The 22,088-nt window shown below is 61.4% G+C and carries 21 protein-coding genes; 7 read left to right on the top strand and 14 right to left on the bottom strand.

Going from position 1 to position 22,088, the window contains the following annotated elements:
* Positions 1 to 260 precede the first annotated feature (260 nt).
* The 5 genes from leuS (at position 261) to HKK52_RS24620 (ending at position 6,422) form a co-directional block, all read left to right on the top strand.
* Positions 261 to 2,867: a leucine--tRNA ligase gene (gene leuS, locus HKK52_RS24640; RefSeq protein WP_169372931.1), complete on the top strand. Its 2,607-nt coding sequence runs from the start codon at positions 261 to 263 to the stop codon at positions 2,865 to 2,867.
* An 87-nt stretch (positions 2,868 to 2,954) separates the two neighbouring features.
* Positions 2,955 to 3,560 carry an LPS-assembly lipoprotein LptE gene (locus tag HKK52_RS24635; protein WP_169372930.1) on the top strand — a complete coding sequence of 202 codons (606 nt, stop codon included), beginning with the start codon at positions 2,955 to 2,957 and terminating at the stop codon, positions 3,558 to 3,560.
* Between the two features lie 39 nt (positions 3,561 to 3,599).
* Positions 3,600 to 4,637: a DNA polymerase III subunit delta gene (holA, locus tag HKK52_RS24630; RefSeq protein ID WP_169372929.1), complete on the top strand. Its 1,038-nt coding sequence runs from the start codon at positions 3,600 to 3,602 to the stop codon at positions 4,635 to 4,637.
* A 236-nt stretch (positions 4,638 to 4,873) separates the two neighbouring features.
* Positions 4,874 to 5,038 (top strand): alternative ribosome rescue factor ArfA, encoded by a 165-nt coding sequence (gene arfA, locus HKK52_RS24625; RefSeq protein WP_094470475.1) that lies wholly within the window; start codon positions 4,874 to 4,876, stop codon positions 5,036 to 5,038.
* A gap of 61 nt (positions 5,039 to 5,099) precedes the next feature.
* Complete coding sequence (locus HKK52_RS24620; protein ID WP_169372928.1) at positions 5,100 to 6,422, top strand: lytic murein transglycosylase; 1,323 nt, start codon at positions 5,100 to 5,102, stop codon at positions 6,420 to 6,422.
* Between the two features lie 101 nt (positions 6,423 to 6,523).
* On the opposite strand, the gene HKK52_RS24615 is transcribed toward HKK52_RS24620, so the two are convergent.
* The 13 genes from HKK52_RS24615 to HKK52_RS24555 form a co-directional block, all read right to left on the bottom strand.
* Positions 6,524 to 7,474: a S66 peptidase family protein gene (locus HKK52_RS24615; RefSeq protein ID WP_169372927.1), complete on the bottom strand. Its 951-nt coding sequence runs from the start codon at positions 7,472 to 7,474 to the stop codon at positions 6,524 to 6,526.
* Positions 7,475 to 7,647: 173 nt separating this feature from the next.
* The gene (gene lipA, locus HKK52_RS24610; protein WP_123509883.1) at positions 7,648 to 8,673 is read right to left on the bottom strand and encodes a lipoyl synthase; all 1,026 of its coding nucleotides are present in this window, start codon (positions 8,671 to 8,673) and stop codon (positions 7,648 to 7,650) included.
* Position 8,674: 1 nt separating this feature from the next.
* The gene (lipB, locus tag HKK52_RS24605; protein WP_169372926.1) at positions 8,675 to 9,322 is read right to left on the bottom strand and encodes a lipoyl(octanoyl) transferase LipB; all 648 of its coding nucleotides are present in this window, start codon (positions 9,320 to 9,322) and stop codon (positions 8,675 to 8,677) included.
* The gene (locus tag HKK52_RS24600) at positions 9,322 to 9,597 is read right to left on the bottom strand and encodes a DUF493 domain-containing protein (protein ID WP_054052426.1); all 276 of its coding nucleotides are present in this window, start codon (positions 9,595 to 9,597) and stop codon (positions 9,322 to 9,324) included. Before HKK52_RS24600 ends, lipB begins: the two co-directional genes overlap by 1 nt.
* A gap of 80 nt (positions 9,598 to 9,677) precedes the next feature.
* Positions 9,678 to 10,835, bottom strand: coding sequence for a D-alanyl-D-alanine carboxypeptidase family protein (locus HKK52_RS24595; RefSeq protein ID WP_149660886.1), 1,158 nt, complete (start codon positions 10,833 to 10,835; stop codon positions 9,678 to 9,680).
* A gap of 180 nt (positions 10,836 to 11,015) precedes the next feature.
* Positions 11,016 to 12,029 carry a septal ring lytic transglycosylase RlpA family protein gene (locus HKK52_RS24590; protein ID WP_169372925.1) on the bottom strand — a complete coding sequence of 338 codons (1,014 nt, stop codon included), beginning with the start codon at positions 12,027 to 12,029 and terminating at the stop codon, positions 11,016 to 11,018.
* The gene (gene mltB, locus HKK52_RS24585) at positions 12,029 to 13,036 is read right to left on the bottom strand and encodes a lytic murein transglycosylase B (RefSeq protein ID WP_169372924.1); all 1,008 of its coding nucleotides are present in this window, start codon (positions 13,034 to 13,036) and stop codon (positions 12,029 to 12,031) included. The genes HKK52_RS24590 and mltB overlap by 1 nt, the downstream gene beginning before the upstream one ends.
* 17 nt (positions 13,037 to 13,053) lie before the next feature.
* Positions 13,054 to 14,157 (bottom strand): rod shape-determining protein RodA, encoded by a 1,104-nt coding sequence (rodA, locus tag HKK52_RS24580; protein WP_169374289.1) that lies wholly within the window; start codon positions 14,155 to 14,157, stop codon positions 13,054 to 13,056.
* 31 nt (positions 14,158 to 14,188) lie between these two features.
* Positions 14,189 to 16,084 carry a penicillin-binding protein 2 gene (gene mrdA / locus HKK52_RS24575; protein WP_169372923.1) on the bottom strand — a complete coding sequence of 632 codons (1,896 nt, stop codon included), beginning with the start codon at positions 16,082 to 16,084 and terminating at the stop codon, positions 14,189 to 14,191.
* 10 nt (positions 16,085 to 16,094) lie between these two features.
* On the bottom strand, positions 16,095 to 16,562 hold the full coding sequence (gene rlmH, locus HKK52_RS24570) for a 23S rRNA (pseudouridine(1915)-N(3))-methyltransferase RlmH (RefSeq protein WP_007937439.1): 468 nt from the start codon (positions 16,560 to 16,562) through the stop codon (positions 16,095 to 16,097).
* Between the two features lie 9 nt (positions 16,563 to 16,571).
* A complete protein-coding gene (gene rsfS, locus HKK52_RS24565) occupies positions 16,572 to 17,066 on the bottom strand; it encodes a ribosome silencing factor (protein ID WP_123404548.1) in 495 nt (164 codons plus the stop codon).
* 73 nt (positions 17,067 to 17,139) lie between these two features.
* Positions 17,140 to 17,829, bottom strand: a complete 690-nt coding sequence (gene nadD / locus HKK52_RS24560) for a nicotinate-nucleotide adenylyltransferase (RefSeq protein WP_169372922.1) — start codon at positions 17,827 to 17,829, stop codon at positions 17,140 to 17,142.
* Position 17,830: 1 nt separating this feature from the next.
* Entirely contained in the window at positions 17,831 to 19,102 is a 1,272-nt protein-coding gene (locus HKK52_RS24555) for a glutamate-5-semialdehyde dehydrogenase (protein ID WP_169372921.1), read from the bottom strand.
* Between the two features lie 176 nt (positions 19,103 to 19,278).
* Here HKK52_RS24555 and HKK52_RS24550 point away from each other — a divergent pair, with 176 nt between their 5' ends.
* Together HKK52_RS24550 and HKK52_RS24545 are read left to right on the top strand one after the other, a co-directional pair.
* Complete coding sequence (locus HKK52_RS24550; protein ID WP_169372920.1) at positions 19,279 to 19,974, top strand: DNA-3-methyladenine glycosylase; 696 nt, start codon at positions 19,279 to 19,281, stop codon at positions 19,972 to 19,974.
* 44 nt (positions 19,975 to 20,018) lie between these two features.
* Positions 20,019 to 21,335 carry a bifunctional DedA family/phosphatase PAP2 family protein gene (locus HKK52_RS24545; protein WP_169372919.1) on the top strand — a complete coding sequence of 439 codons (1,317 nt, stop codon included), beginning with the start codon at positions 20,019 to 20,021 and terminating at the stop codon, positions 21,333 to 21,335.
* A gap of 161 nt (positions 21,336 to 21,496) precedes the next feature.
* On the opposite strand, the gene HKK52_RS24540 is transcribed toward HKK52_RS24545, so the two are convergent.
* Positions 21,497 to 22,087, bottom strand: a complete 591-nt coding sequence (locus HKK52_RS24540) for an LON peptidase substrate-binding domain-containing protein (RefSeq protein WP_054616727.1) — start codon at positions 22,085 to 22,087, stop codon at positions 21,497 to 21,499.
* Position 22,088: the final 1 nt, after the last annotated feature.

The raw sequence follows: 22,088 nt of genomic DNA, 5'->3' as shown, positions 1-22,088 counted from the left end.
GACTCACTCCCCAATTAGGAGCTTAGCTTCCATGAACAAACCGGCTGAACCCTGCGACCAACGGCCCTCGCGGCAGGTTTGGGGCCACCTTTTGCCTGTAATCAGGGTTTCCCTCGATAGAGTGCGGTCATGTATGCTACGGCGCTTCCTGTAACTCCACTTCCAGCTCGTCTGGACACCGAACCGCCGATTTGGCGTGATCACCGTCCAACGTTGCATTGAAGAGGATTAGGCCACCCCTATTCAGTTCAAAAGTAGCCATGCACGAACAATATCAGCCCCGTGAAATCGAAGCCGCCGCCCAGTCGTTCTGGGACGAGCAAAAGTCCTTTGAAGTCAGTGAACAGCCAGGCAAGGAGACGTTCTACTGCCTGTCGATGTTCCCTTACCCCAGCGGCAAGCTACACATGGGGCACGTGCGCAACTACACCATCGGCGACGTGATCTCCCGCTACCAGCGCATGCAAGGCAAGAACGTCCTGCAACCCATGGGTTGGGACGCCTTCGGCATGCCGGCGGAAAACGCCGCGATGAAGAACAACGTAGCGCCCGCCAAGTGGACCTACGAAAACATCGCCTACATGAAGACCCAGCTGCGCAGCCTGGGCCTGGCAGTGGACTGGTCTCGCGAAGTGACCACCTGCAAGCCCGATTACTACCGCTGGGAACAGTGGCTGTTCACTCGCCTGTTCGAAAAAGGCGTGATCTACAAAAAGAGCGGCACCGTGAACTGGGACCCGGTCGACCAGACCGTCCTGGCCAACGAGCAAGTGATCGACGGCCGCGGCTGGCGTTCCGGCGCGCTGATCGAAAAGCGCGAAATCCCGATGTACTACTTCAAGATCACCGCTTACGCGGATGAACTGCTGTCGAGCCTCGACGATCTGCCGGGCTGGCCTGAACAGGTCAAGACCATGCAGCGCAACTGGATCGGCAAGTCCCGCGGCATGGAAGTGCAGTTCCCATACAACGTCGACTCGATCGGCGAAAGCGGCGTACTGAAAGTCTTCACCACCCGCCCGGACACCCTGATGGGCGCGACCTACGTAGCGGTCGCCGCCGAACACCCGCTGGCAACCCTGGCCGCGCAGAACAGTCCTGAGCTGCAAGCGTTCATCGCTGAATGCAAGGGCGGCAGCGTCGCTGAAGCCGACGTCGCCACTCAAGAGAAAAAAGGCCTGCCGACTTCGCTGTTCGTCGAGCACCCGCTGACCGGTGAGAAACTCCCGGTGTGGGTCGCCAACTATGTGCTGATGCATTACGGCGACGGCGCTGTGATGGCAGTTCCGGCGCACGATGAGCGCGATTTCGAGTTCGCCACCAAGTACAACCTGCCGATCAAATCCGTGGTGCGCACCAGCTCCGGCGACACCAACCCGGCGCCATGGCAAGACGCCTACGGCGAGCACGGCACGCTGATCAATTCCGGCGAGTTCGACGGCCTCGACTTCGAAGGCGCCTTCGACGCCATGGAAGTCGCGCTGATCAAGAAAGAACTCGGCGCCTCGCGCACCCAGTTCCGCCTGCGCGACTGGGGCATCAGCCGCCAGCGCTACTGGGGCTGCCCGATCCCGATCATCCACTGCGAAACCTGCGGCGATGTGCCGGTCCCGGAAGATCAACTGCCGGTCGTACTGCCCGAAGACGTGGTGCCGGACGGCGCCGGTTCGCCACTGGCACGCATGCCCGAGTTCTACGAGTGCAGCTGCCCGAAATGCGGCGCACCGGCCAAGCGTGAAACCGACACCATGGACACCTTCGTCGAGTCCTCGTGGTACTACGCCCGCTACGCCTCGCCACACTATGAAGGCGGCCTGGTAGAAAAATCGGCGGCCGATCACTGGTTGCCGGTGGACCAGTACATCGGCGGCATCGAACACGCAATTCTTCACCTGCTGTACGCGCGCTTCTTCCACAAGCTGATGCGTGACGAAGGCCTGGTGAGCTCCAACGAGCCGTTCAAGAACCTGCTGACCCAAGGCATGGTGATCGCCGAGACTTACTATCGTCGCGAAGCCAATGGTGCCTACACCTGGTTCAACCCGGCTGACGTAGAACTTGAGCGTGACAGCAAGGCCAAGGTCATTAGCGCCAAACTGATCTCCGACGGTCTGCCGGTGGAAATCGGCGGCACCGAGAAGATGGCCAAGTCCAAGAACAACGGCGTCGACCCACAGTCGATGATTGACCAGTTCGGCGCAGACACCTGCCGCCTGTTCATGATGTTCGCCTCGCCACCCGACATGAGCGCGGAATGGTCCGACTCCGGTGTCGAGGGTTCGCACCGCTTCCTCAAGCGCGTCTGGCGCCTGGCCCAAGCCCACGTCACACAGGGCCTGCCGGGCAAACTGGACATCGCCAGCCTGAACGACGAGCAGAAAGCCATTCGCCGTTCGATCCACCAGGCCATTAAACAGGCCAGCCACGACGTCGGCCAGAACCACAAATTCAACACCGCCATCGCCCAGGTGATGACGTTGATGAACGTGCTGGAAAAAGCCCCGCAAGGCACCGCACAGGATCGCGCGCTGATTCACGAAGGCCTGGAAACCGTGGTCCTGCTGCTGGCACCGATCACCCCGCACATCAGCCACGAGCTGTGGAATCAACTGGGTCACGCCGACCCGGTGATCGACGCAAGCTGGCCAGTGCTGGATGAGAGCGCGTTGGTACAGGACAGCCTGCAACTGGTGATTCAGGTCAACGGCAAGCTGCGCGGCCACATTGAAATGCCGGCCAGCGCCACTCGCGAAGAAGTCGAAGCGGCCGCAAGGGCCAATGAGAACGTGCTGCGCTTCGTCGATGGCCTGACTATTCGTAAAGTGATCGTAGTGCCCGGGAAACTGGTCAATATCGTCGCCAGCTAATTGGATCAGGCGCCAGGTGAGCCTGGCGCCGAGTTAAACCTTTCGGGCCGCACGGTCGGCCCACATGGTTTCAAGGGGAGCAACAAGATGATCAAACGCAATCTGCTGGTGATGGGCCTCGCAGTCCTGTTGAGCGCCTGCGGTTTCCAGCTGCGCGGCACGGGCACCACCGAACTGGCGATCAAGGAACTCGACCTTAGCGCCCGCAATGCCTATGGCGAAACCGTGACGCAACTGCGTCAGGTACTGCAAAGCAGCGGCGTCAAGGTCTACACCGGTGCACCGTACAAGCTGATTCTGACCGATGAGCAGGAAAGCCAGCGCATCCTCAGCTACGCCGGTGCCGGCCGTACGGGTGAGTATCAGGTGACCACCGTGCTGAACTACGACATCCGTGGCGAACACAACCTGGCCCTGATGAGCGACAAGCTTGAAGTGCAGAAAATCTTCATCCACGACGGCAACAACCTGGTAGGTTCCGACCAGGAAGCCGCCACCGCTCGCGCTGAAACCCGTCGCGAACTGGTCCAACGCATGATGCTGCGTTTGCAACAGATCACACCGGTTCAGCTGGAGAAGCTGCAACAGACTGCGAACAACCGTGCCAAGGCTGAAGCCGATGCACTGAACGCAGCACAGAAGGCTGAAGCGGAAACTCCGCGCCAGTCGCCCGTCGAAATCCCGCAGCAATAAGACTTACGGGGCGCTCAGGCGCCCCGTTCGCCCTCTCTTATGAAACTCGCCCCCGCCCAACTCGCCAAACACCTGCAAGGTGCCCTTGCGCCGGTCTACATCATCAGTGGTGATGACCCGTTGCTATGCCAGGAAGCGGCCGACGCCATTCGCGCTGCGGCTCGCCAGCAAGGTTTCGATGAACGCCAGGTCTTCGCCGCCGACACCAGTTTCGACTGGGGAACGCTGCTGCAGGCCGGTGCCAGCATGTCGTTGTTCGCCGAAAAGCGTCTATTGGAGCTGCGTTTGCCTTCCGGCAAGCCTGGCGACAAAGGCGCCGCGGCGTTCATCGAATACTGCTCGCGCCCGGCCGAAGACACGATCTTGCTGATCAGCCTGCCCAAGCTCGATGGTGCCGCGCAGAAGACCAAGTGGGGTAAGGCGCTGGTTGAAGGTGCGCAGACTCAGTTCGTGCAGATCTGGCCGGTGGACGCGAACCAGTTGCCGAGCTGGATTCGCCAGCGCTTGTCCCAGGCTGGGCTGTCTGCCAGCCAGGACGCTGTCGAACTGATTGCTGCCCGGGTCGAGGGCAACCTGTTGGCCGCCGCCCAGGAAATCGAAAAGCTCAAGCTGATGGCCGAGGGTGGCCAGATCACCGTCGAAACCGTGCAGGCGGCCGTAGCCGACAGTGCGCGCTTTGATGTGTTTGGCCTGACCGATGCGATTCTCAACGGCGAAGCTGCCCATGCCCTGCGTATGCTCGAAGGGCTGCGGGGTGAAGGCGTAGAACCGCCGGTGATTCTCTGGGCCCTGGCCCGAGAGTTGCGCCTTCTGGCCAACCTGTCGCTGCAATACAGCCAGGGTGTACCGCTGGACAAAGCCTTCAGCTCGGCGCGACCGCCAGTCTGGGATAAACGCAAACCGTTGATGAGCAAAGCCCTGCAACGCTACTCGGCGCAACGCTGGGCGCAGTTGTTGCTGGAAGCGCAGCGTATCGATGCGCAAATCAAGGGCCAGGCGGCGGGTTCACCGTGGATGAGCTTGAGTCGGTTGTCGTTGTTAATGGCTGGGCAACGGCTGAACTTGCCCGCCGAGTAACCTGTAGCAGCTGGCGAAGCCTGCGTTCGGCTGCGCAGCAGTCGTAAAATCAGACAGCACGGTGTGTCAGGATGATCCGGAACTCAGGGTTTACGACTGCTGCGCAGCCGAACGCAGGCTTCGCCAGCTGCTACAGAGGTTTCCTACACGACTCACATCCATTTGCCCTATAGACAGAACCCCAACTTCGGCAGATTATTTCCCCCGCAAAACCCACCTATCTGTGAGATCCGATCATGAGCAAAAAGCCATCTAAAAATGGCCCGAACAAGGCCAAATCCATCATCGCCCAGCCACTGTTCCGCAGCCGTCAGGAACGAGCCGGCAAGGGCAAAGGCAGCTACCGCCGCGAAGCCTTCCAGTCTAATAGCTGGGAGGCTTCTTACTTTCTGGCCGCTTGAAGCGCAGCCCCCCTTCTCCATGGTAAGGTCTGCACCTGATTCGTATTCCCTGGACCTGTGCATGCCCCTTTGTCTTTCCCGTCGTTGGCACCTACGCCAATTGATTGCTGCCTCCAGCCTCATCTTGCTTGTCGCCTGCGCGGAAAAACCCACCGCCGCCGACGCCCAACCGCTTCAGACCGCCCCCGTCTCGACCGCTCCTGCGGTGATTCCGCCTGTGGTACCGAGTGGTGACAACCTCGACATCCAGCCGACCCAGACCTTCGCTGAATGGCAGGCCGGTTTCCGCAAGGACGCCCTGGCCGCCGGTATTCGCGCCGATCTGTTCGACCGCGCTTTCGCCAATGTCAGCTTCGACGACAGCGTGATCCGCGCCGACCGTAGCCAGCCGGAATTCTCCCGCCCGGTGTGGGAATACCTCGACGGTGCGCTGTCGCCGCTGCGCGTGCGCAAAGGCCAGGCGCTGGTCAGCCAGTACGCCGACATCCTGCAAAGCATCGAGCAACGCTATGGCGTCGACCGTCAGGCACTCGTCGCGGTGTGGGGCATGGAAAGTAACTTCGGGCAGTTCCAGGGCAGCAAGTCGGTGATCAACTCCCTGGCGACCCTGGCCTATGAAGGCCGCCGCCCTGGGTTCGCCCATGCGCAACTGATCGCCGCGCTGCAGATCCTGCAACAGGGCGATATCACCCCGGAGAAAATGCTCGGTTCCTGGGCCGGCGCCATGGGCCAGACCCAGTTCATTCCGACCACCTACAACACCCACGCCGTGGATTTCGATGGCGACGGGCGCCGCGACATTTGGGGCAGCCCCGCCGATGCCTTGGCCTCGACTGCGCATTACCTGCAAAACTCCGGCTGGCAGAAAGGCCAGCCGTGGGGCTTCGAGGCGCAGCTGCCGGGCAACTTCAATTACGTCCTGGCCGACGGCACGATTCGCAAGAGCGTTGCCGAATGGCTGCAACTGGGCGTAACCCTGCCCAATGGCGCGCAAGTCCCGGCGGGCTCCGAACACTTGTCGGCCGCCCTGCTGCTCCCGGCCGGTTATCGCGGCCCGGCGTTCCTGGTCCTCGACAACTTCCGCGCGATCCTCAAGTACAACAACTCGTCGTCTTATGCCTTGGCGGTCAGCCTGCTGTCCGAACGCTTCAACGGCGCCGGCCTGATCAACGGCACCTGGCCAAAAGATGATTTGCCGCTCAGCCGTAGCGAGCGGATCGAGCTGCAAAACCTGCTGAGTGCGCAGAACTACGAGGCGGGCACTGCCGACGGCATTATCGGCGCCAATACCCGCAAGGCAATCCGCAGCGCCCAGCAGTCGTTTGGCTGGCCGGCGGATGGGTATCCGACGCACAAGTTGCTGGAAGGTTTGCGTAGCCGCTAAAAGCAAAAGCTTCGCGGGCAAGCCTCGCTCCTACAGGTTTATGCGTAATTCCTGTAGGAGCGAGGCTTGCCCGCGAAGACTGACTAACTGGCGACGACGTTCTAACGCTTGACCACCACATCCTGCTCCAACACCAACACCTTGTTCCCCGCATCCAGCTTGACCAGCGCGCCCATGGGCAACGTCAGGTTCGGATCACAATGCCCGCTGCGCCACCCGGCCAGCACCGGAATCCGCAACGGTTCGAAAGTCTGCTTGAGCAACCGCGCCAACGCAGCGCCATCCACCCCCGCCACATCCCCCACCAGCACCCCGCGCAGTTTGCCCAACGTGCCGGCCAGGCGCAGATGGGTCAGCAGCCGGTCGATGCGATACAGCGGCTCGTTGATGTCCTCGATGAACAGGATGACGCCCTCGGCATCGATTTCGTACGGCGTGCCCATGGTCGCGGCGATCAACGACAGGTTCCCCCCCAGCAAGCGCCCGTGAGCGATGCCAGGCTCGACGGTGCTTAACGGGTAGGCCACCGGGTGCGTCAGCACGCTGCCGGCCTTCAGCTGCCCGCGCAGCATGTTGAAGAACGAAGCCTCGGTAGGCTTTTGCTTGTCACCCAACAAATCTGCGTTGAGCAACGGCCCATGAAAGGTCACGAAGCCTGCGTAACGGCTGATAGCCAGATGCAACGCGGTGATGTCGCTGTAACCGATAAAGGGCTTGGCATTGGCGCGTAACAAGTCGAAATCGAGGCGATCCAGCAATCGCGGCGTACCGTAACCGCCGCGCAGGCAAATGATCGCGTCGACCTCGGTGTCGGCGAATGCCCCGTGCAGGTCATTGAGCCGCACTTCGTCACTGCCGGCCAGGTAGCCTTCTTGCTGGTATACGCCGGGAAACACCCGCAGCTCATAGCCCCGGGCACGCATCCATTGCACGGCTTTGTCGGTGTCCAGGGTGGCGGGACCGGCGGGCGCAATCACGCCGATCAGCCCTTCCGACGGCAGGGCCGGCACAGGGGCGTGAGGAAAAAGGGTGTGGGTCGGTCGAACGGTCATCCATGAATCTCCCTGCATGAAATCTTCAGCACACAGTAGTCAGGAACGGGCATAAACAGAAGGGGGTCGATCACGCCACGCAGTGCGGGAAAAGACCACCGTGGACGTAGGCAAGGCAAAAAAACGCCCGCATGGCCGGAACCGTGCGGGCGTTTTTGTCGTTCAGCCGCGAATCACAACGACGCTATCAGCTCGGCTTTAACCAGCTTCGCCTGCTCGTCGGCGTGGTACGAGGAACGCACCAACGGGCCGGAAGCGACGTTCTTGAAGCCCATCTTGTAGCCTTCCTCGGCGAACCAGGCGAACACGTCCGGGTGCACGAAACGCTGCACCGGCAGGTGGCTGCGGGACGGTTGCAGGTACTGGCCGAGGGTCAGCATGTCGATGTCGTGTTCGCGCATGCGCTTCATGACTTCGATGACTTCTTCGTCGGTTTCGCCCAGGCCCAGCATCAGGCCGGATTTGGTTGGAATGTGCGGCATCATCTGCTTGAAGCGTTGCAGCAGGGTCAGCGACCACTGGTAATCCGAACCCGGACGCGCAGCCTTGTACAGGCGCGGTACGGTTTCCAGGTTGTGGTTGAACACATCCGGCGGCTCGGCGGCGGTGATTTCCAGCGCCACGTCCATACGGCCGCGGTAGTCCGGGACCAGGGTTTCGAGCTGCACGTTCGGCGACAGCTTGCGGATCTCGCGGATGCAGTCGGCAAAGTGCTGGGCACCGCCGTCACGCAGGTCGTCGCGATCCACCGAAGTGATCACCACGTACTTGAGTTTCAGGTCGGCGATGGCGATGGCCAGGCTTTCCGGCTCGTTGGTGTCCAATGGCTTCGGACGACCGTGGCCGACGTCGCAGAACGGGCAGCGACGGGTGCAGATGTCGCCCATGATCATGAACGTGGCGGTGCCGCCGGAAAAGCACTCACCCAGGTTCGGGCAGGACGCTTCTTCGCAGACGCTGTGCAGCTTGTGTTTGCGCAGCAGGGCCTTGATGCGGTCGACTTCCGGGGACACCGGGATGCGCACGCGGATCCAGTCGGGTTTCTTCGGCAGTTCGGTGGTCGGAATGATCTTTACCGGGATACGTGCAACCTTCTCGGCGCCGCGCAGCTTGACGCCGGCTTCTACCTTGGCACGCGGGGCCGGACGCTCGGTGACATCCAGCGTCGGGATCATGGTTTGCACTGCATCAGTAGTCATATCAGTCGATTCCGCCCGTTAGGGTCGTCTGCTCAGCATAGTCGAGGTGTTTGACGAGCTGCGCGCGCAGCCGGGCACTTACCTCGGCAAATTCAATCGATCCTGCGTGATCGCTCAGCTGGGTCATCGCCAGCCCGGCGTAGCCGCAGGGATTAATCCGTCGAAACGGTTCCAGGTTCATGTCCACGTTCAGGGCCAGGCCATGAAAGGAGCAACCATGGCGGATCCGCAGACCCAACGAAGCAATTTTTGCCCCGTCGACGTAGACACCCGGCGCGTCCGGCTTGGCTGCGGCGGTGACGCCGTAGCTGGCCAGTAACTCGATCAGGCAGTGTTCCATGCGGGTGACAAGGTCACGCACGCCGAAACCCAGTTTGCGCACATCCAGCAACAGGTAGGCCACCAACTGGCCGGGGCCGTGGTAAGTCACCTGCCCGCCGCGATCGACCTGCACCACCGGGATATCTCCCGGCAGCAACAGGTGCTCGGCCTTGCCGGCCTGGCCCTGAGTGAACACCGGCGGGTGTTCGACCAGCCAGATCTCGTCCGCGGCGTCAGTGCCGCGTTCGTTGGTGAAGCGCTGCATGGCATGCCAGACCGGCTCGTAAGCCATCTGGCCGAGCTCGCGAAAGCCCAGCGTGCCAGACATCACAGCACCATGTGCACGAAACCGGTAGCCCGCAGTTCGCTGTTGATGTCGTACAGCTGGTCTTGACCGGTGGCGATGATGTGCAGCTGGATGGTGGTGTACTTGCCGTTGCTGCTCTGGCGTTCGTCCACCTTCTCATCGTTGATCGTCGCGTGTTTCTTGACGATATCGATGATCTTTTGCTTGATGTCGACAATGGTGTCACCGATCACCTTGATCGGATAATCATTGGCAGGGAATTCGATCTTTGGCGCCTTTACTTCGGTATCTGTCATGGCGTAACGGCCTCGTAAGCCGTGGCAACGGACATGGCCTCGCTCCGGATTGGATCGGGGCCATGCAAGTCCACACTAATTCAGTTGAACAAGCCGTAGAAGAATAGACGGATGCTATCCCACATGCGGCGGAAGATACCACCCTCGTCGACGGCGTCCAGGGCGATCAGGTCAGCGCTGTGCACCACCTTGTCGTCCAGCTTCACTTCGACTTTACCGATCACGTCGCCCTTGGCGATTGGCGCAACCAGTTGCGGGTTCATGGTCATGCTGGCGGCGAGCTTTTTCAGCTGGCCCTTCGGCAGGGTCATGGTCAGGTCTTCAGCCAGGCCGGCCTTGACTTGATTGGTGGTGCCTTTCCAGACAGGGGCCTGAGCCAGCTCGGCGCCTTTCTGATAGAAGGTCTGGGTTTCGAAGAAGCGGAAACCATAGGTCAGCAGTTTCTGGGTTTCGGAAGCACGGGCCACTTCGCTGTTGGTGCCGAACACCACGGCGATCAGGCGCATGCCATCACGGACGGCCGAGGACACCATGCAATAGCCGGCTTCGTCGGTGTGACCGGTTTTCAGGCCATCGACGGTCTTGTCGCGCCACAGCAGCAGGTTGCGGTTAGGCTGCTTGATGCCGTTCCAGAAGAACTCTTTCTGCGAGTAGATCGCGTAGTGAGCCGGGTCTTCGTGGATGATCGCGCGAGCCAGCAGCGACATGTCGTGAGCCGACGAGTAGTGCTCAGGGTTCGGCAGACCGGTCGGGTTCATGAAGTGGCTGTTGGTCATGCCCAGGTCGCCGGCCGTCTTGTTCATCATGTCGGCGAACGCGTCTTCGCTACCGGCGATGTGCTCGGAGAGCGCAACACTGGCGTCGTTACCCGACTGAATGATGATGCCGTGCAGCAAGTCGCTGACGGTTACCTGCGAGCCGACCTTGATGAACATCCGCGAACCGCCGGTGCGCCAGGCGTTTTCGCTGACGGTCACCGGGTCGTTTTCGCCGATCTGGCCACGACGGATTTCCAGCGTCGCAATGTACGCGGTCATCAGTTTGGTCAGGCTGGCTGGCGGCAGACGCTGGTCACCGTTGTTCTCGACCAGCACGTTACCGCTGCTGGCATCCATGAGCACATAGGATTTGGCGGCCAGTTGTGGTGGCGACGGCATCATTTCTACCGCAAAAGCGGCAGGCGTGATGAACAGCGGGACTAACAGGCACAGGCGTTTGGCAAAGGTGGTGATGTTCATCCGTCTCTCGAAATCGCTAATGGAAACTGCCCTAGGGCAAAACTAATCAGATGGCTTTCTAACGGGCCATCGCGTGTTCAGTTGCTCACTCAGAACCCTTGCCGGGCTTTTGTTCTTAACGAGCCAACAACCAGGTCCGCCCCCCAAACCGCAAGCGAACCTTCAATCAAGTACTGCGTGTTACTCGGCGGTGACCAGGCTCGGCGAACCGAGATTGGCCAATCGCACACTGTTCTGCACTTGCTGGATTTCACCCTGCGAACCGATCGGCCCCAGGCGCACCCGATGCAGTGTCTGTTGGTTGCGCACGATCGAGCTGATGAACACCGGAGCGCTCACCATCCCGCTGAGCTTCGATCTCAGGAGTTCTGCAGCGTCCGGGTTGGCGAACGCGCCCACCTGCAGATACTGGCCAGAGGCTGGTACAGAAGCGTTTTTTTTTGCGGCAACCTGCACCGGCACAGTGTCCGAGGCGTGTTGCTGCGGCGGCGGCGTCCATTGCTCGACCGTCCCCGCCGAAGCGGTAATGGTCGGCGCGGCATTTTGCGCTACTTGCGGCTCGTTGAGCATCAAAGGCGCCGGACGGCCTTTAGCGGCCCACCACTGTTGCGGATCGATGCCTTCAACCTTGACCCGCGCGGTGCCGATTTCGGCATAGCCGAGCTTCTTGGCGGCAGCATAGGATAAGTCGATGATGCGGTCCGAGTAGAACGGCCCACGGTCGTTGACCCGCAGGACCACGCTCTTGTTGTTGTCCAGGTTGGTCACCCGAACGTAACTCGGCAGCGGTAGCGTCTTGTGTGCGGCACTCATGCCGTACAGGTCATACACCTCGCCGTTGGCGGTGTTCTGGCCGTGGAACTTGGTGCCGTACCACGACGCGGTGCCCGAGGCGACGTAGGTCTTGGACTCTTGCAGCGGGAAGTAGGTCTTGCCCAGCACGGTGTACGGGTTGGCTTTATAAGGTCCGCTGTGCAAGGTCGGCGTGGCATCCGGGATGCGCGACACGTCGACGTCCCACCACGGCGCGCCGTCTTTGTGCGCGCGGTTGATGTCCAGCCCCGGCGTAGCTCGCACGGCGGTGGAGGGGGACTTCTGGGTCGGCGCGCGGCTGGTCGTACAACTGGCGACCAGCACCGCCAACGCGGCGTATGCCATCAGCTTCAGGGGTTTATTCATAGGCAATGCCCGCATTACTTGACGCCCCGTGCTTGGACCAGCTGTTCAGACAGTTGATGTACGGCCATGGCGTACATCACGCTGCGGTTATAACGCGTGATCGCGTAGAAATTCTTCAGGCCCATCCAGTACTCGGGGCCATTGTCACCTTCCAGGCGGAAAGCGGTGACGGGCATATCATCGCGCAGCGCATCATGACTCGACCAGCCCAACGCCCGCAACTCCCCGACGGTTTTCGTCGGCTCAATGCCGGTGGTCAAACCCTCGTCCACCTGATCGCCACGCACATCGGCGCGGCTGACCACAGGCTCGCCGGCAACCCAGCCGTGACGCTTGAAATAACTGGCGACGCTGCCGATGGCATCGTCCGGATTGGTCCAGATATTAATGTGGCCGTCACCGTCGAAGTCCACCGCATACGCGCGAAAACTGCTCGGCATGAACTGCGGCAGGCCCATGGCACCGGCGTAGGAACCTTTGAGGGTCAACGGGTCGACCTGCTCTTCCCGGGCCAGCAGCAGGAATTCACGCAATTCCTTACGGAAGAATTCGGCACGGGGAGGATAGTCGAAACCCAGGGTCGACAATGCATCGATCACCCGGTAATTGCCGGTATTGCGGCCGAAAAAGGTTTCAACGCCGATGATCGAGACAATTACCTGAGCCGGTACGCCATATTCCTGCTCGGCACGGGCCAACACCGCCTCGTGCTGGCGCCAGAAGTCCACGCCACGGGCAATGCGCGCGTCGGTAATGAACATCGGGCGATATTCGTTCCACTGTTTAACCCGCTCGGCAGGTTTGGAAATAGCGTCCAGGATCGCCTGCTTGCGCGCGGCTTCGCGGAACACGCCCATCAGCTGTTCACCGGCAAAACCGTAGTCGCGGGTCATTTCACCGACGAATTCGGCCACCTGGGGTGAGCCTTCGTAATCGCCGGCCCGCGTTTCTGCGGTACCAAGGATGCCTACCAGGCCGACCCACGGCGCGTATCGAGTCGCCCAGCCACGCATTGCTTGCATTGAAATCTTCACCTTATTCAAACCTGTGCGATCCACTTACGATGGGTATGGATCGACATCAAAACCCCAAACGCTGACAGCAGCGTCACCAGCGAAGTTCCTCCGTAGCTAATGAACGGCAACGGCACCCCCACAACCGGCAACAGGCCACTGACCATACCGATGTTGACGAAAACGTAAACAAAAAACGTCATGGTCAGGCTGCCTGCGAGCAATTTGCCGAACAAAGTCTGGGCCTGGGCGGTAATCACCAGCCCGCGACCGATCAACAACAGGTAAATCAGCAACAGTGCGCAAATGCCCACCAGGCCGAATTCCTCGCCCAACACCGCAATAATGAAGTCGGTGTGGCTTTCGGGCAGGAAGTCCAGGTGCGACTGGGTACCCAGCAACCAGCCCTTGCCGAAAACGCCGCCAGAACCGATGGCAGCCTTGGACTGAATGATGTTCCAGCCGGTGCCCAGCGGATCGCTTTCCGGGTCGAGGAACGTCAGGATTCGCTGCTTCTGGTAGTCGTGCATGATGAAGAACCACATCGCCACCGCCACCGGCACTGCCGCGGCGATCACGCTGAGGATCCAGCGCCAGCGCAGGCCGCCCATGAACAGCACGAACGCGCCGCCGGCCAGGATCAGCAGCGAAGTGCCGAGATCCGGCTGACGCACGATCAGGATAAACGGCAAGCCAATCAGGAACAGACTGACGCCCACGTGCTTGAGCTGCGGTGGCAACGTGCGTTTGGACAAGTACCAGGCGATGGTCGCCGGCATCAGGATCTTCATGAATTCCGAGGGCTGGAAGCGGATCACCCCGGGAATGTTGATCCAGCGCGTGGCGCCCATGGCGTTGTGGCCCATGACGTCCACCACTACCAGCAACAGCACGCCGAGCACGTAGCCGACCGGCACCCAACGGGCCATGAAACGTGGTTCGAACTGGGCGATGACGATCATCGACACCAGGCCGATACCGAATGAAGTGGCTTGCTTGCCCAGCAGATCCCAGCTCTTGCCACTGGCCGAATACAGCACAAACAGGCTGCCGGCGGCGAGGGTCAGCAGCAGGATCAGCAATGGGCCGTCAATGTGCAGGCGTTGCAACAGCGTCGCTCGGCGACGCATCACGTCCTCACTGGAGAGGATGCGATCGAAATTACTCTTCACGGGCCGTAGCCTCCGCGCTGATAGGGCCGGCGTACTCAGGTTTGAGTCGTCCATCCTGGTCCAGGAGCCAGGCATCCATGACTTGACGTACAACCGGCGCGGCGACGCCGGAGCCGGACTCGCCGTTCTCGACCATCACCGACACCACGATTTTCGGGTTGTCGGCCGGCGCGAAGCCGACGAACAAGGCGTGGTCGCGGTGACGCTCCTGCACCTTGGAACGGTCGTACTTCTCGCCCTGCTTGATCGCGACCACCTGGGCCGTACCGCTTTTGCCGGCGATCCGGTATTGCGAACCGATGGCCGCTTTGCGCGCGGTGCCGCGCGCGCCGTGCATCACTTGCTGCATGCCGTGGTTGACCTTGGCCCAGTCGGACGGGTCGCGCAGGACGATGTCCGGCATCGGATCTTCATCCTTGGGCTTTTCGCCTTCGACGGTCTTGGCCAGGTGCGGACGGTTCCACACACCTTTGTTGGCCACCAGCGCCGTGGCTTGCGCCAGTTGCAGCGGCGTCGACTGCATGTAGCCCTGGCCGATCCCCAGAATCAGGGTTTCGCCCGGGAACCAGGCCTGACGCCGGGTTGCACGCTTCCACTCGCGGGACGGCATCAGCCCGGGCGATTCTTCGAACATGTCCAGCGAGACCTTCTGGCCAATGCCGAACTTGCCCATGTACGAGGACAACCGATCGATGCCCAGCTTGTGGGCCAGGTCATAGAAGTAGGTGTCGTTGGAACGCATGATCGCCGTGTCCAGGTCGACGAAGCCGTCGCCGGTACGGTTCCAGTTACGGTATTTGTGATCGTAGTTGGGCAGTTGGTAATAACCCGGGTCGAACACACGGGTCGAGGCTGTGACCACACCGGAATCCAGGCCGGCAATCGCCACCGCTGGCTTGATGGTCGAGCCCGGCGGGTACAGACCGCGCAGGACGCGGTTGAACAGCGGCCGGTCAATCGAATCGCGCAACTCGGCATAGGCCTTGAAGCTGATGCCGGTGACGAACAGGTTCGGGTCGAAGCTCGGCTGACTGACCATCGCCAGCACTTCGCCGGTTGCCGGGTCCAGCGCCACCACCGCACCACGGCGACCACCGAGCGCCAACTCGGCGGCTTCCTGCAATTTGATGTCCAGGCTCAGGACGATGTCCTTGCCGGGAATCGGATCGGTACGCTTGAGCACACGCAATACGCGGCCCCGAGCGTTGGTCTCGACTTCTTCGTACCCTACCTGGCCGTGCAGCTCGGGCTCGTAGAAGCGCTCAATGCCGGTCTTGCCGATGTGATGGGTGCCGCTGTAGTTGACCGGGTCCAGCGACTTCAGCTCTTTCTCGTTGATCCGGCCCATGTAGCCCACGGAGTGCGCAAAATGCGCGCCCTGCGGGTAATGCCGCACCAACTGCGCGACCACTTCCACACCCGGCAACCGGAACTGGTTCACCGCGATCCGCGCGATCTGCTCTTCGGTCAGCTCGAACAGGATCGGCACCGGCTCGAACGGCCGGCGCCCCTGCTTCATGCGTTTCTCGAAGATCACCCGGTCCTCGGGCGTCAGTTCCAGCACCTGGACGATCACGTCGAGCACTTGCTGCCAGTCGCCGGAGCGCTCGCGGGTCATACTCAGGCTGAAGCTGGGCCGGTTATCGGCCACCACCACGCCATTACGGTCGAAGATCAGCCCACGAGTCGGCGGAATCGGCTGCACGTGGACGCGGTTGTTTTCCGACAGGGTCGAGTGGTACTCGTACTGGATGACCTGGAGGAAATACAGCCGCGCGATCAGCACGCAGATTAGCGCCACCACCGCAATTGCCCCGAACACGACGCGGCCACGCACCAGACGGGCGTCTTTTTCGTGGTCCTTGATGCGGATCGGCTGGGACATGAGGGCAGAGCTACTTGTGGTAAGGGTGGCCGGACAACACTGTCCAGGCACGATACAACTGTTCGCCGATCAGAATCCGCACCAGCGGGTGCGGCAACGTCAACGGCGACAACGACCAGCGCTGATCAGCCCGGGCACAGACTTCCGGCGCCAGCCCTTCGGGGCCACCGACCATGAAATTCACCGTGCGCGAGTCCAGCCGCCAGCGATCGAGTTCGACCGCCAGTTGCTCGGTACTCCAGGGCTTGCCGTGGACTTCGAGGGTGACAACCCGCTCGTTCGGCCCGACCTTGGCCAGCATGGCTTCGCCTTCCTGACGGATGAAGCGCGCCACGTCGGCGTTCTTGCCACGGGTGTTGAGCGGTATTTCCACCAGTTCCAGCGCCAGCTCGGACGGAAGACGCTTGGCATATTCATGCCAGCCTTCTTCCACCCACTTGGGCATGCGTGAACCGACGGCGATCAGTCGCAGTCGCACAGCGGTCCCTTATTGCTGGTCTTTGTTGAGCTTGATGAAATGCTCGTGGGTGTTTTCCGGGCTGTGGTGAGCCGCGTTCAGCGCACGGCTCTGCTCGGCACCGGACCACAGGCGCTCGAGGTCGTAAAACTGACGAGCCGAAGCGGTCATCATGTGCACGATCACGTCGTCCATATCCAGCAGGACCCAGTCGCTGTCGCCCTTGCCTTCTTCACCCAACGGCTTGACGCCGAGGGCTTTGACCGCTTCGCGAACCTTGTCCAGCATCGCGCCGATCTGGCGGTTGGAGGTACCGGTGGCGATGATCATGTAGTCAGTGATGCTCTGCTTTTCGCGAACGTCGATGACCTGGATGTCCTGGCCTTTTACGTCTTCCAGGGCAGCTACGGCAATCTTGACCAGCTCGTCACCCTTCAGCGGCTCGGTGGTAAGAACCGGCTCAGGCAGCGGGGCGCTCTTGAACGTGCCTTTGCGCTTTACTTTAGTTACGTCTTTGTTCGTCATATAAAACTCGTTTTGCTCGTATGTTCGGGCGCTTCAATACACGTCATTACGTGCCGGGAAGCATGCCCTCTTTTCAGTTCGACGCACGGTAAAGACCGTGCGCATCGATGTAGGCCAGGACCGCGTCGGGCACCAGGAAACGTACCGACTTACCGCTGGCCAGCAGTTGACGGATCTGGGTGGCGGATACCGCGAGCGGCGTCTGCCAGACGAATGCAATCTGTCCGCTCGGCCCTTTGAGGGCCAGCGGGTCGCTCACCGAGCGTGCCGCCAACAGATTGCGCAAGGCATCCGGCGGTTCGCTGTCGGCATCCGGGCGTTGCAGCACCAGGATGTGGCAATGCTGGAGCAACTCTTCCCAGCGGTGCCAAGTGGGCAGGCCGCAAAATGCGTCCCAGCCCAAAAGTAGAAAAACCTGGGTATCCGCGGCCATCTCAGCACGCATCAATTCCAGGGTATCGATAGTGTAGGACGGTTTGTCCCGCTGCAATTCGCGGGCGTCCACCACCAACGGTGCCACACCGGCCACCGCGCACTCGACCATCGCCAGACGGTCCTGCGCCGACACCTGTGGCGTATTCCGATGAGGCGGTCTGGCACTGGGTGTCAGACGCAGCTCATCGAGCCCCAGGGATTCGGCGACTTCCAGTGCACCGCGCAAATGGCCGATGTGCACCGGGTCGAAGGTTCCGCCCAGCACGCCAATGCGTCGAGGCCCAGCCTCGCCGGCAGTGACCGGGGCTGACGGGTCGAGGTCGCCCAAGTCAGACCGACTCCTGTCCGCGCAACTGGCCGTCACCGACCACGATGTACTTCTCGCAGGTCAAACCTTCGAGGCCCACCGGGCCGCGGGCGTGCAGCTTATCAGTAGAAATGCCAATCTCGGCACCCAATCCGTATTCAAAGCCATCGGCGAAGCAGGTCGGGGTGTTGATCATCACCGACGATGAGTCGACTTCGGCCACGAAACGCCGGGTGTCAGCGAGGTTTTCGCTGACGATCGAATCGGTGTGATGGGAGCCGTGCTTATTAATATGCTCGATGGCCTGATCCAAGCCATCGACGACGCGGATCGACAAGATCGGCGCCAGGTATTCGGTGTTCCAGTCTTCTTCAGTCGCCGCCGCAGCATCAATGATCGCCCGCGTACGTTCGCAACCGCGCAGCTCGACGCCTTTTTCGCGGAACTGAGCGGCCATCGATGGCAGGAAATCCTTGGCGACGGTTTGATCTACCAGCAGGGTTTCCATCGCGCCGCAGATGCCATACCGGTAAGTCTTGGCGTTGAAGGCGATGCGCTGGGCTTTCGCCAGATCGGCGTGGGCACTGACGTAAACGTGGCAAATGCCGTCCAGGTGCTTGATCACGGGCACGCGGGCGTCGCGGCTGACCCGTTCGATCAGGCCCTTGCCACCGCGCGGCACGATGACGTCGACGTATTCCGGCATGGTGATCAACGCGCCAACGGCGGCACGGTCGGTGGTCTCGACCACTTGCACCACGGCGGCCGGCAGCTCGGCTTCGGCCAGGCCGCGCTGGATGCAGGCGGCAATGGCACGGTTGGAATGAATCGCTTCGGAGCCGCCACGCAGGATGGTCGCGTTACCGGACTTCAGACACAGGCTGGCGGCATCGATGGTCACGTTTGGCCGGGATTCGTAAATGATGCCGATCACGCCCAACGGCACACGCATCTTGCCGACCTGGATGCCGGACGGGCGAAAGCTCATGTCGCGGATTGCGCCGACCGGGTCCGGCAGGGCTGCAACCTGGCGCAGACCGACGATCATGCTGTCGATGCGCGCCGGGGTCAGCGCCAGACGCTCCAGCAAGGCAGCGTCAAGACCGTTGGCCCGACCGGCGGCCAGATCCAGTTCATTGGCGGCCGTCAACTCGCCGCGCGCGGCGTCCAGCGCATTGGCAGCAGCCTGCAAGGCGCGGTTTTTCTGCGCAGTGCTGGCACGGCCGATGATGCGCGACGCTTCGCGGGCAGCGCGACCCAGGCGGGTCATGTAGTCGAGGACGGACTCAGTCATGTCTGATGGGATCTTGGCAAAGATGAAAGCGGCAGATTATAGCTGTCGCGTCCTAGGACTAACAGCGGTGACAGGCGGATGGTCGAAATGGAGGGCAAATTGCCGACGTTCAGCCGTGATTAAGCTGCAAATTGGTATCATCACCGCTCAATCAGCCCTGATAAACGCCGTTCATCATGTCCAACCTGACTGTTCGCGCCGCCCTTTCAGCCTTGCCCACGGCGCTGCCGGATGCTTTTTTCGACCGCGACGCACAAGTCCTGGCCCGGGATTTACTCGGTAAAGTCATCCGTCACCGGGTGGGCGACCTGTGGCTCAGCGCCCGGATCATCGAGACCGAAGCGTATTACTGCGAAGAAAAAGGCAGCCACGCGTCCCTTGGCTACACAGAAAAACGTAAGGCTTTGTTTCTGGATGGCGGCCACATCTATATGTATTACGCCCGGGGCGGCGATTCTCTGAACTTCAGTGCCCAAGGGCCGGGCAATGCCGTGCTGATCAAATCCGCCTATCCGTGGGTCGATGAATTGAGCGGGCCGGCGAGTCTGGCGCAGATGCTGCTGAACAACCCCGACGCCCAGGGCCGCCCTCGCCCCGCGCAAAAACTCTGCGCCGGCCAGACCTTGCTCTGCAAATCGCTGGGGTTGAAGGTGCCGGTCTGGGACGCCAAGCGCTTTGATCATGAAGTGTTGCTGGTGCAAGACATCGGCCCCGCCCCCGTCCACATCGTTCAAACCACGCGACTGGGCATTCCCCATGGCCGTGACGAACACCTGATGTACCGCTTTGTCGATGCGGCGTATGCGCCGTACTGCACGCGGAACCCGCTGCGCCGGGGGCAGGTCGAAGGTCGCGATTATTTTTTGCTGTGAACACACGCCCCGCCGGGGTCGATTCGTAGAATGGAGTTGTACGTATGGGCCCATGGCTCGATAGCATCACCGGCTGGTTGACGGTCAATCCGCAGTGGCTGGCCGCCGCCGTATTCATCGTGGCCTGCGTGGAATGCCTGGCGATTGCCGGGTTGATCGTGCCGGGCACGGTTTTGTTGTTTGCCGTGGCGGTGCTGGCCGGCAGTGGCGCGCTGTCGCTGGGCGAAACGCTGTTGCTGGGATTCCTCGGCGGCTTGCTGGGTGATGTAATTTCCTACTTCCTGGGACGACACTTCCACCAGAACATTCGGCGCTTGCCGGGCCTGCGTCATCACCCGGAATGGATTGCCGGGGCCGAGTCCTATTTCCAGCGCTATGGCATCGCCAGCCTGTTGGTCGGGCGTTTCATCGGGCCGTTGCGGCCAATGTTGCCGATGGTGGCCGGGATGTTCGACATGCCCTTCCCGCGCTTCGCCGCCGTCAGCCTGTTGGCCGCCGCCGGCTGGACCATTGCCTATCTGCTGCCGGGTTGGGCCACGGGAGCGGCGATTCGCCTGCCCTTGCCGGAAGGATTCTGGCCTGAAGCCGGGATCGTCGCCGGTAGCATTGCGGCGATGATCGGCTTGAGCGTCACCAGCAGTTTGCGACGCCATCGGCATGCCACCGCTTATATTGCCGGCCTCGGTCTGCTGATTTTGCTGGGACTGTTTATCGGGTATCCGCATCTGACGGCCCTCGACCAGGGCGTGATGACCCTGGTGCAAGAACACCGCAGCCCAATGCTCGATGAAGTGGCGGTGACCTTCACGCTGATCGGTGAATTCCGCTACATGCTGGTATTCAGCGCCCTGTTGACCGGCCTGCTGTTGCTCACCCGGCAATGGCGCCAGGCAATCTTCGCCGGCGGTACGCTATTGTTTACCGCCCTGGGCAACACCGTGACCAAGCAATTTTTCGCCCGTGTGCGTCCGGAAGTATTGAGCGACCCGCTGACCAGTTACAGCATGCCCAGCGGCCACGCTTCGGGCTCTTTTGCGCTATTCCTGACCCTCGCGGTGCTCGCCGGTCGCGGGCAGCCGCCACGGATGCGCCTGACCTGGCTGCTGCTGGGCTGCCTGCCGGCGCTGTCGATTGCCTTGTCGCGGGTGTACCTCGGCGCGCACTGGCCGACAGACGTGCTGGCCGGCGCGATGCTGGCGGCGTGTGTCTGTGCCGCGGGCCTGTGGCTGAGTCAACGCCAGACGCCGCTCAACGCCATGCCGCCGAAGGTCTGGTGGCTGGTGTTGCCGTCGTTGCTGGCGCTGTTTGCCTTTTTTGCGTTGCGCCATTTGCCGCATACGATGTTGCGCTACGCCTACTGAAGATCGCAGCCCCGTAGCAGCTGCCGAGCAGCTGCCGAGTAGCGCAAGGCTGCATTCGGCTGCACAGCAGTCGCCATTCAGGCACACCGCATGCTCAGGATTTGCGAGGACTTCGTCCTCGAACGCAGCCTCGCGGGCTCGGCAGCTGCTACATGCGCCCGTCAGGCAAACAACTCGCCCTGCAACTCATCCAGCAACGCCTGAATCGCATCCAGCCGTTGTTGCGGGTCATCGAGTTGCAGCAGGTCGATCTTGTCCACTTCGGCGAACGGCAGCAGGTACGCCAACTGATTGGCCAGCGACTGTTGCCCGGTCGCTTCGGTGCCCATGTTCAGCGCTTCGACCATCGGGTGTTCGGCCAGGGCCTTGAGCAAGGCAACCAGGTCGGCGTCTTCATCCTGCAACGGTTGTTCGGGCTCGTCTTCCAGCCACTCGACATCGGCGATGGTCAGGTGATCGCGCTGCACTTCGGAGCGCAAGACGTGGAACCGCCGCCCACCCTGTACCCGAATCCCCAACAAGCCGTTGTCCTGCTGCTTGAAATCGGTGATCAACGCTTCACAGCCGACCAGCGCATAACCTGCCGGGGCGATGCCGACTTCCTCGCCATCGAGGATGCACACCACGCCGAAGCCGCTGCCCTGTTTCATGCAGCGGCTGATCATGTCCAGGTAGCGCGCCTCGAAAATCTGCAAATCGAGGATGCAACCAGGGAACAGCACCGTGTTCAGCGGAAAAAGCGGCAAGCTCATA

Origin of the sequence: Pseudomonas sp. ADAK2 (assembly GCF_012935755.1) — a bacterium.
Taxonomy (GTDB): Bacteria; Pseudomonadota; Gammaproteobacteria; order Pseudomonadales; family Pseudomonadaceae; genus Aquipseudomonas.
This window is presented reverse-complemented; position numbering and strand designations above follow the sequence as displayed.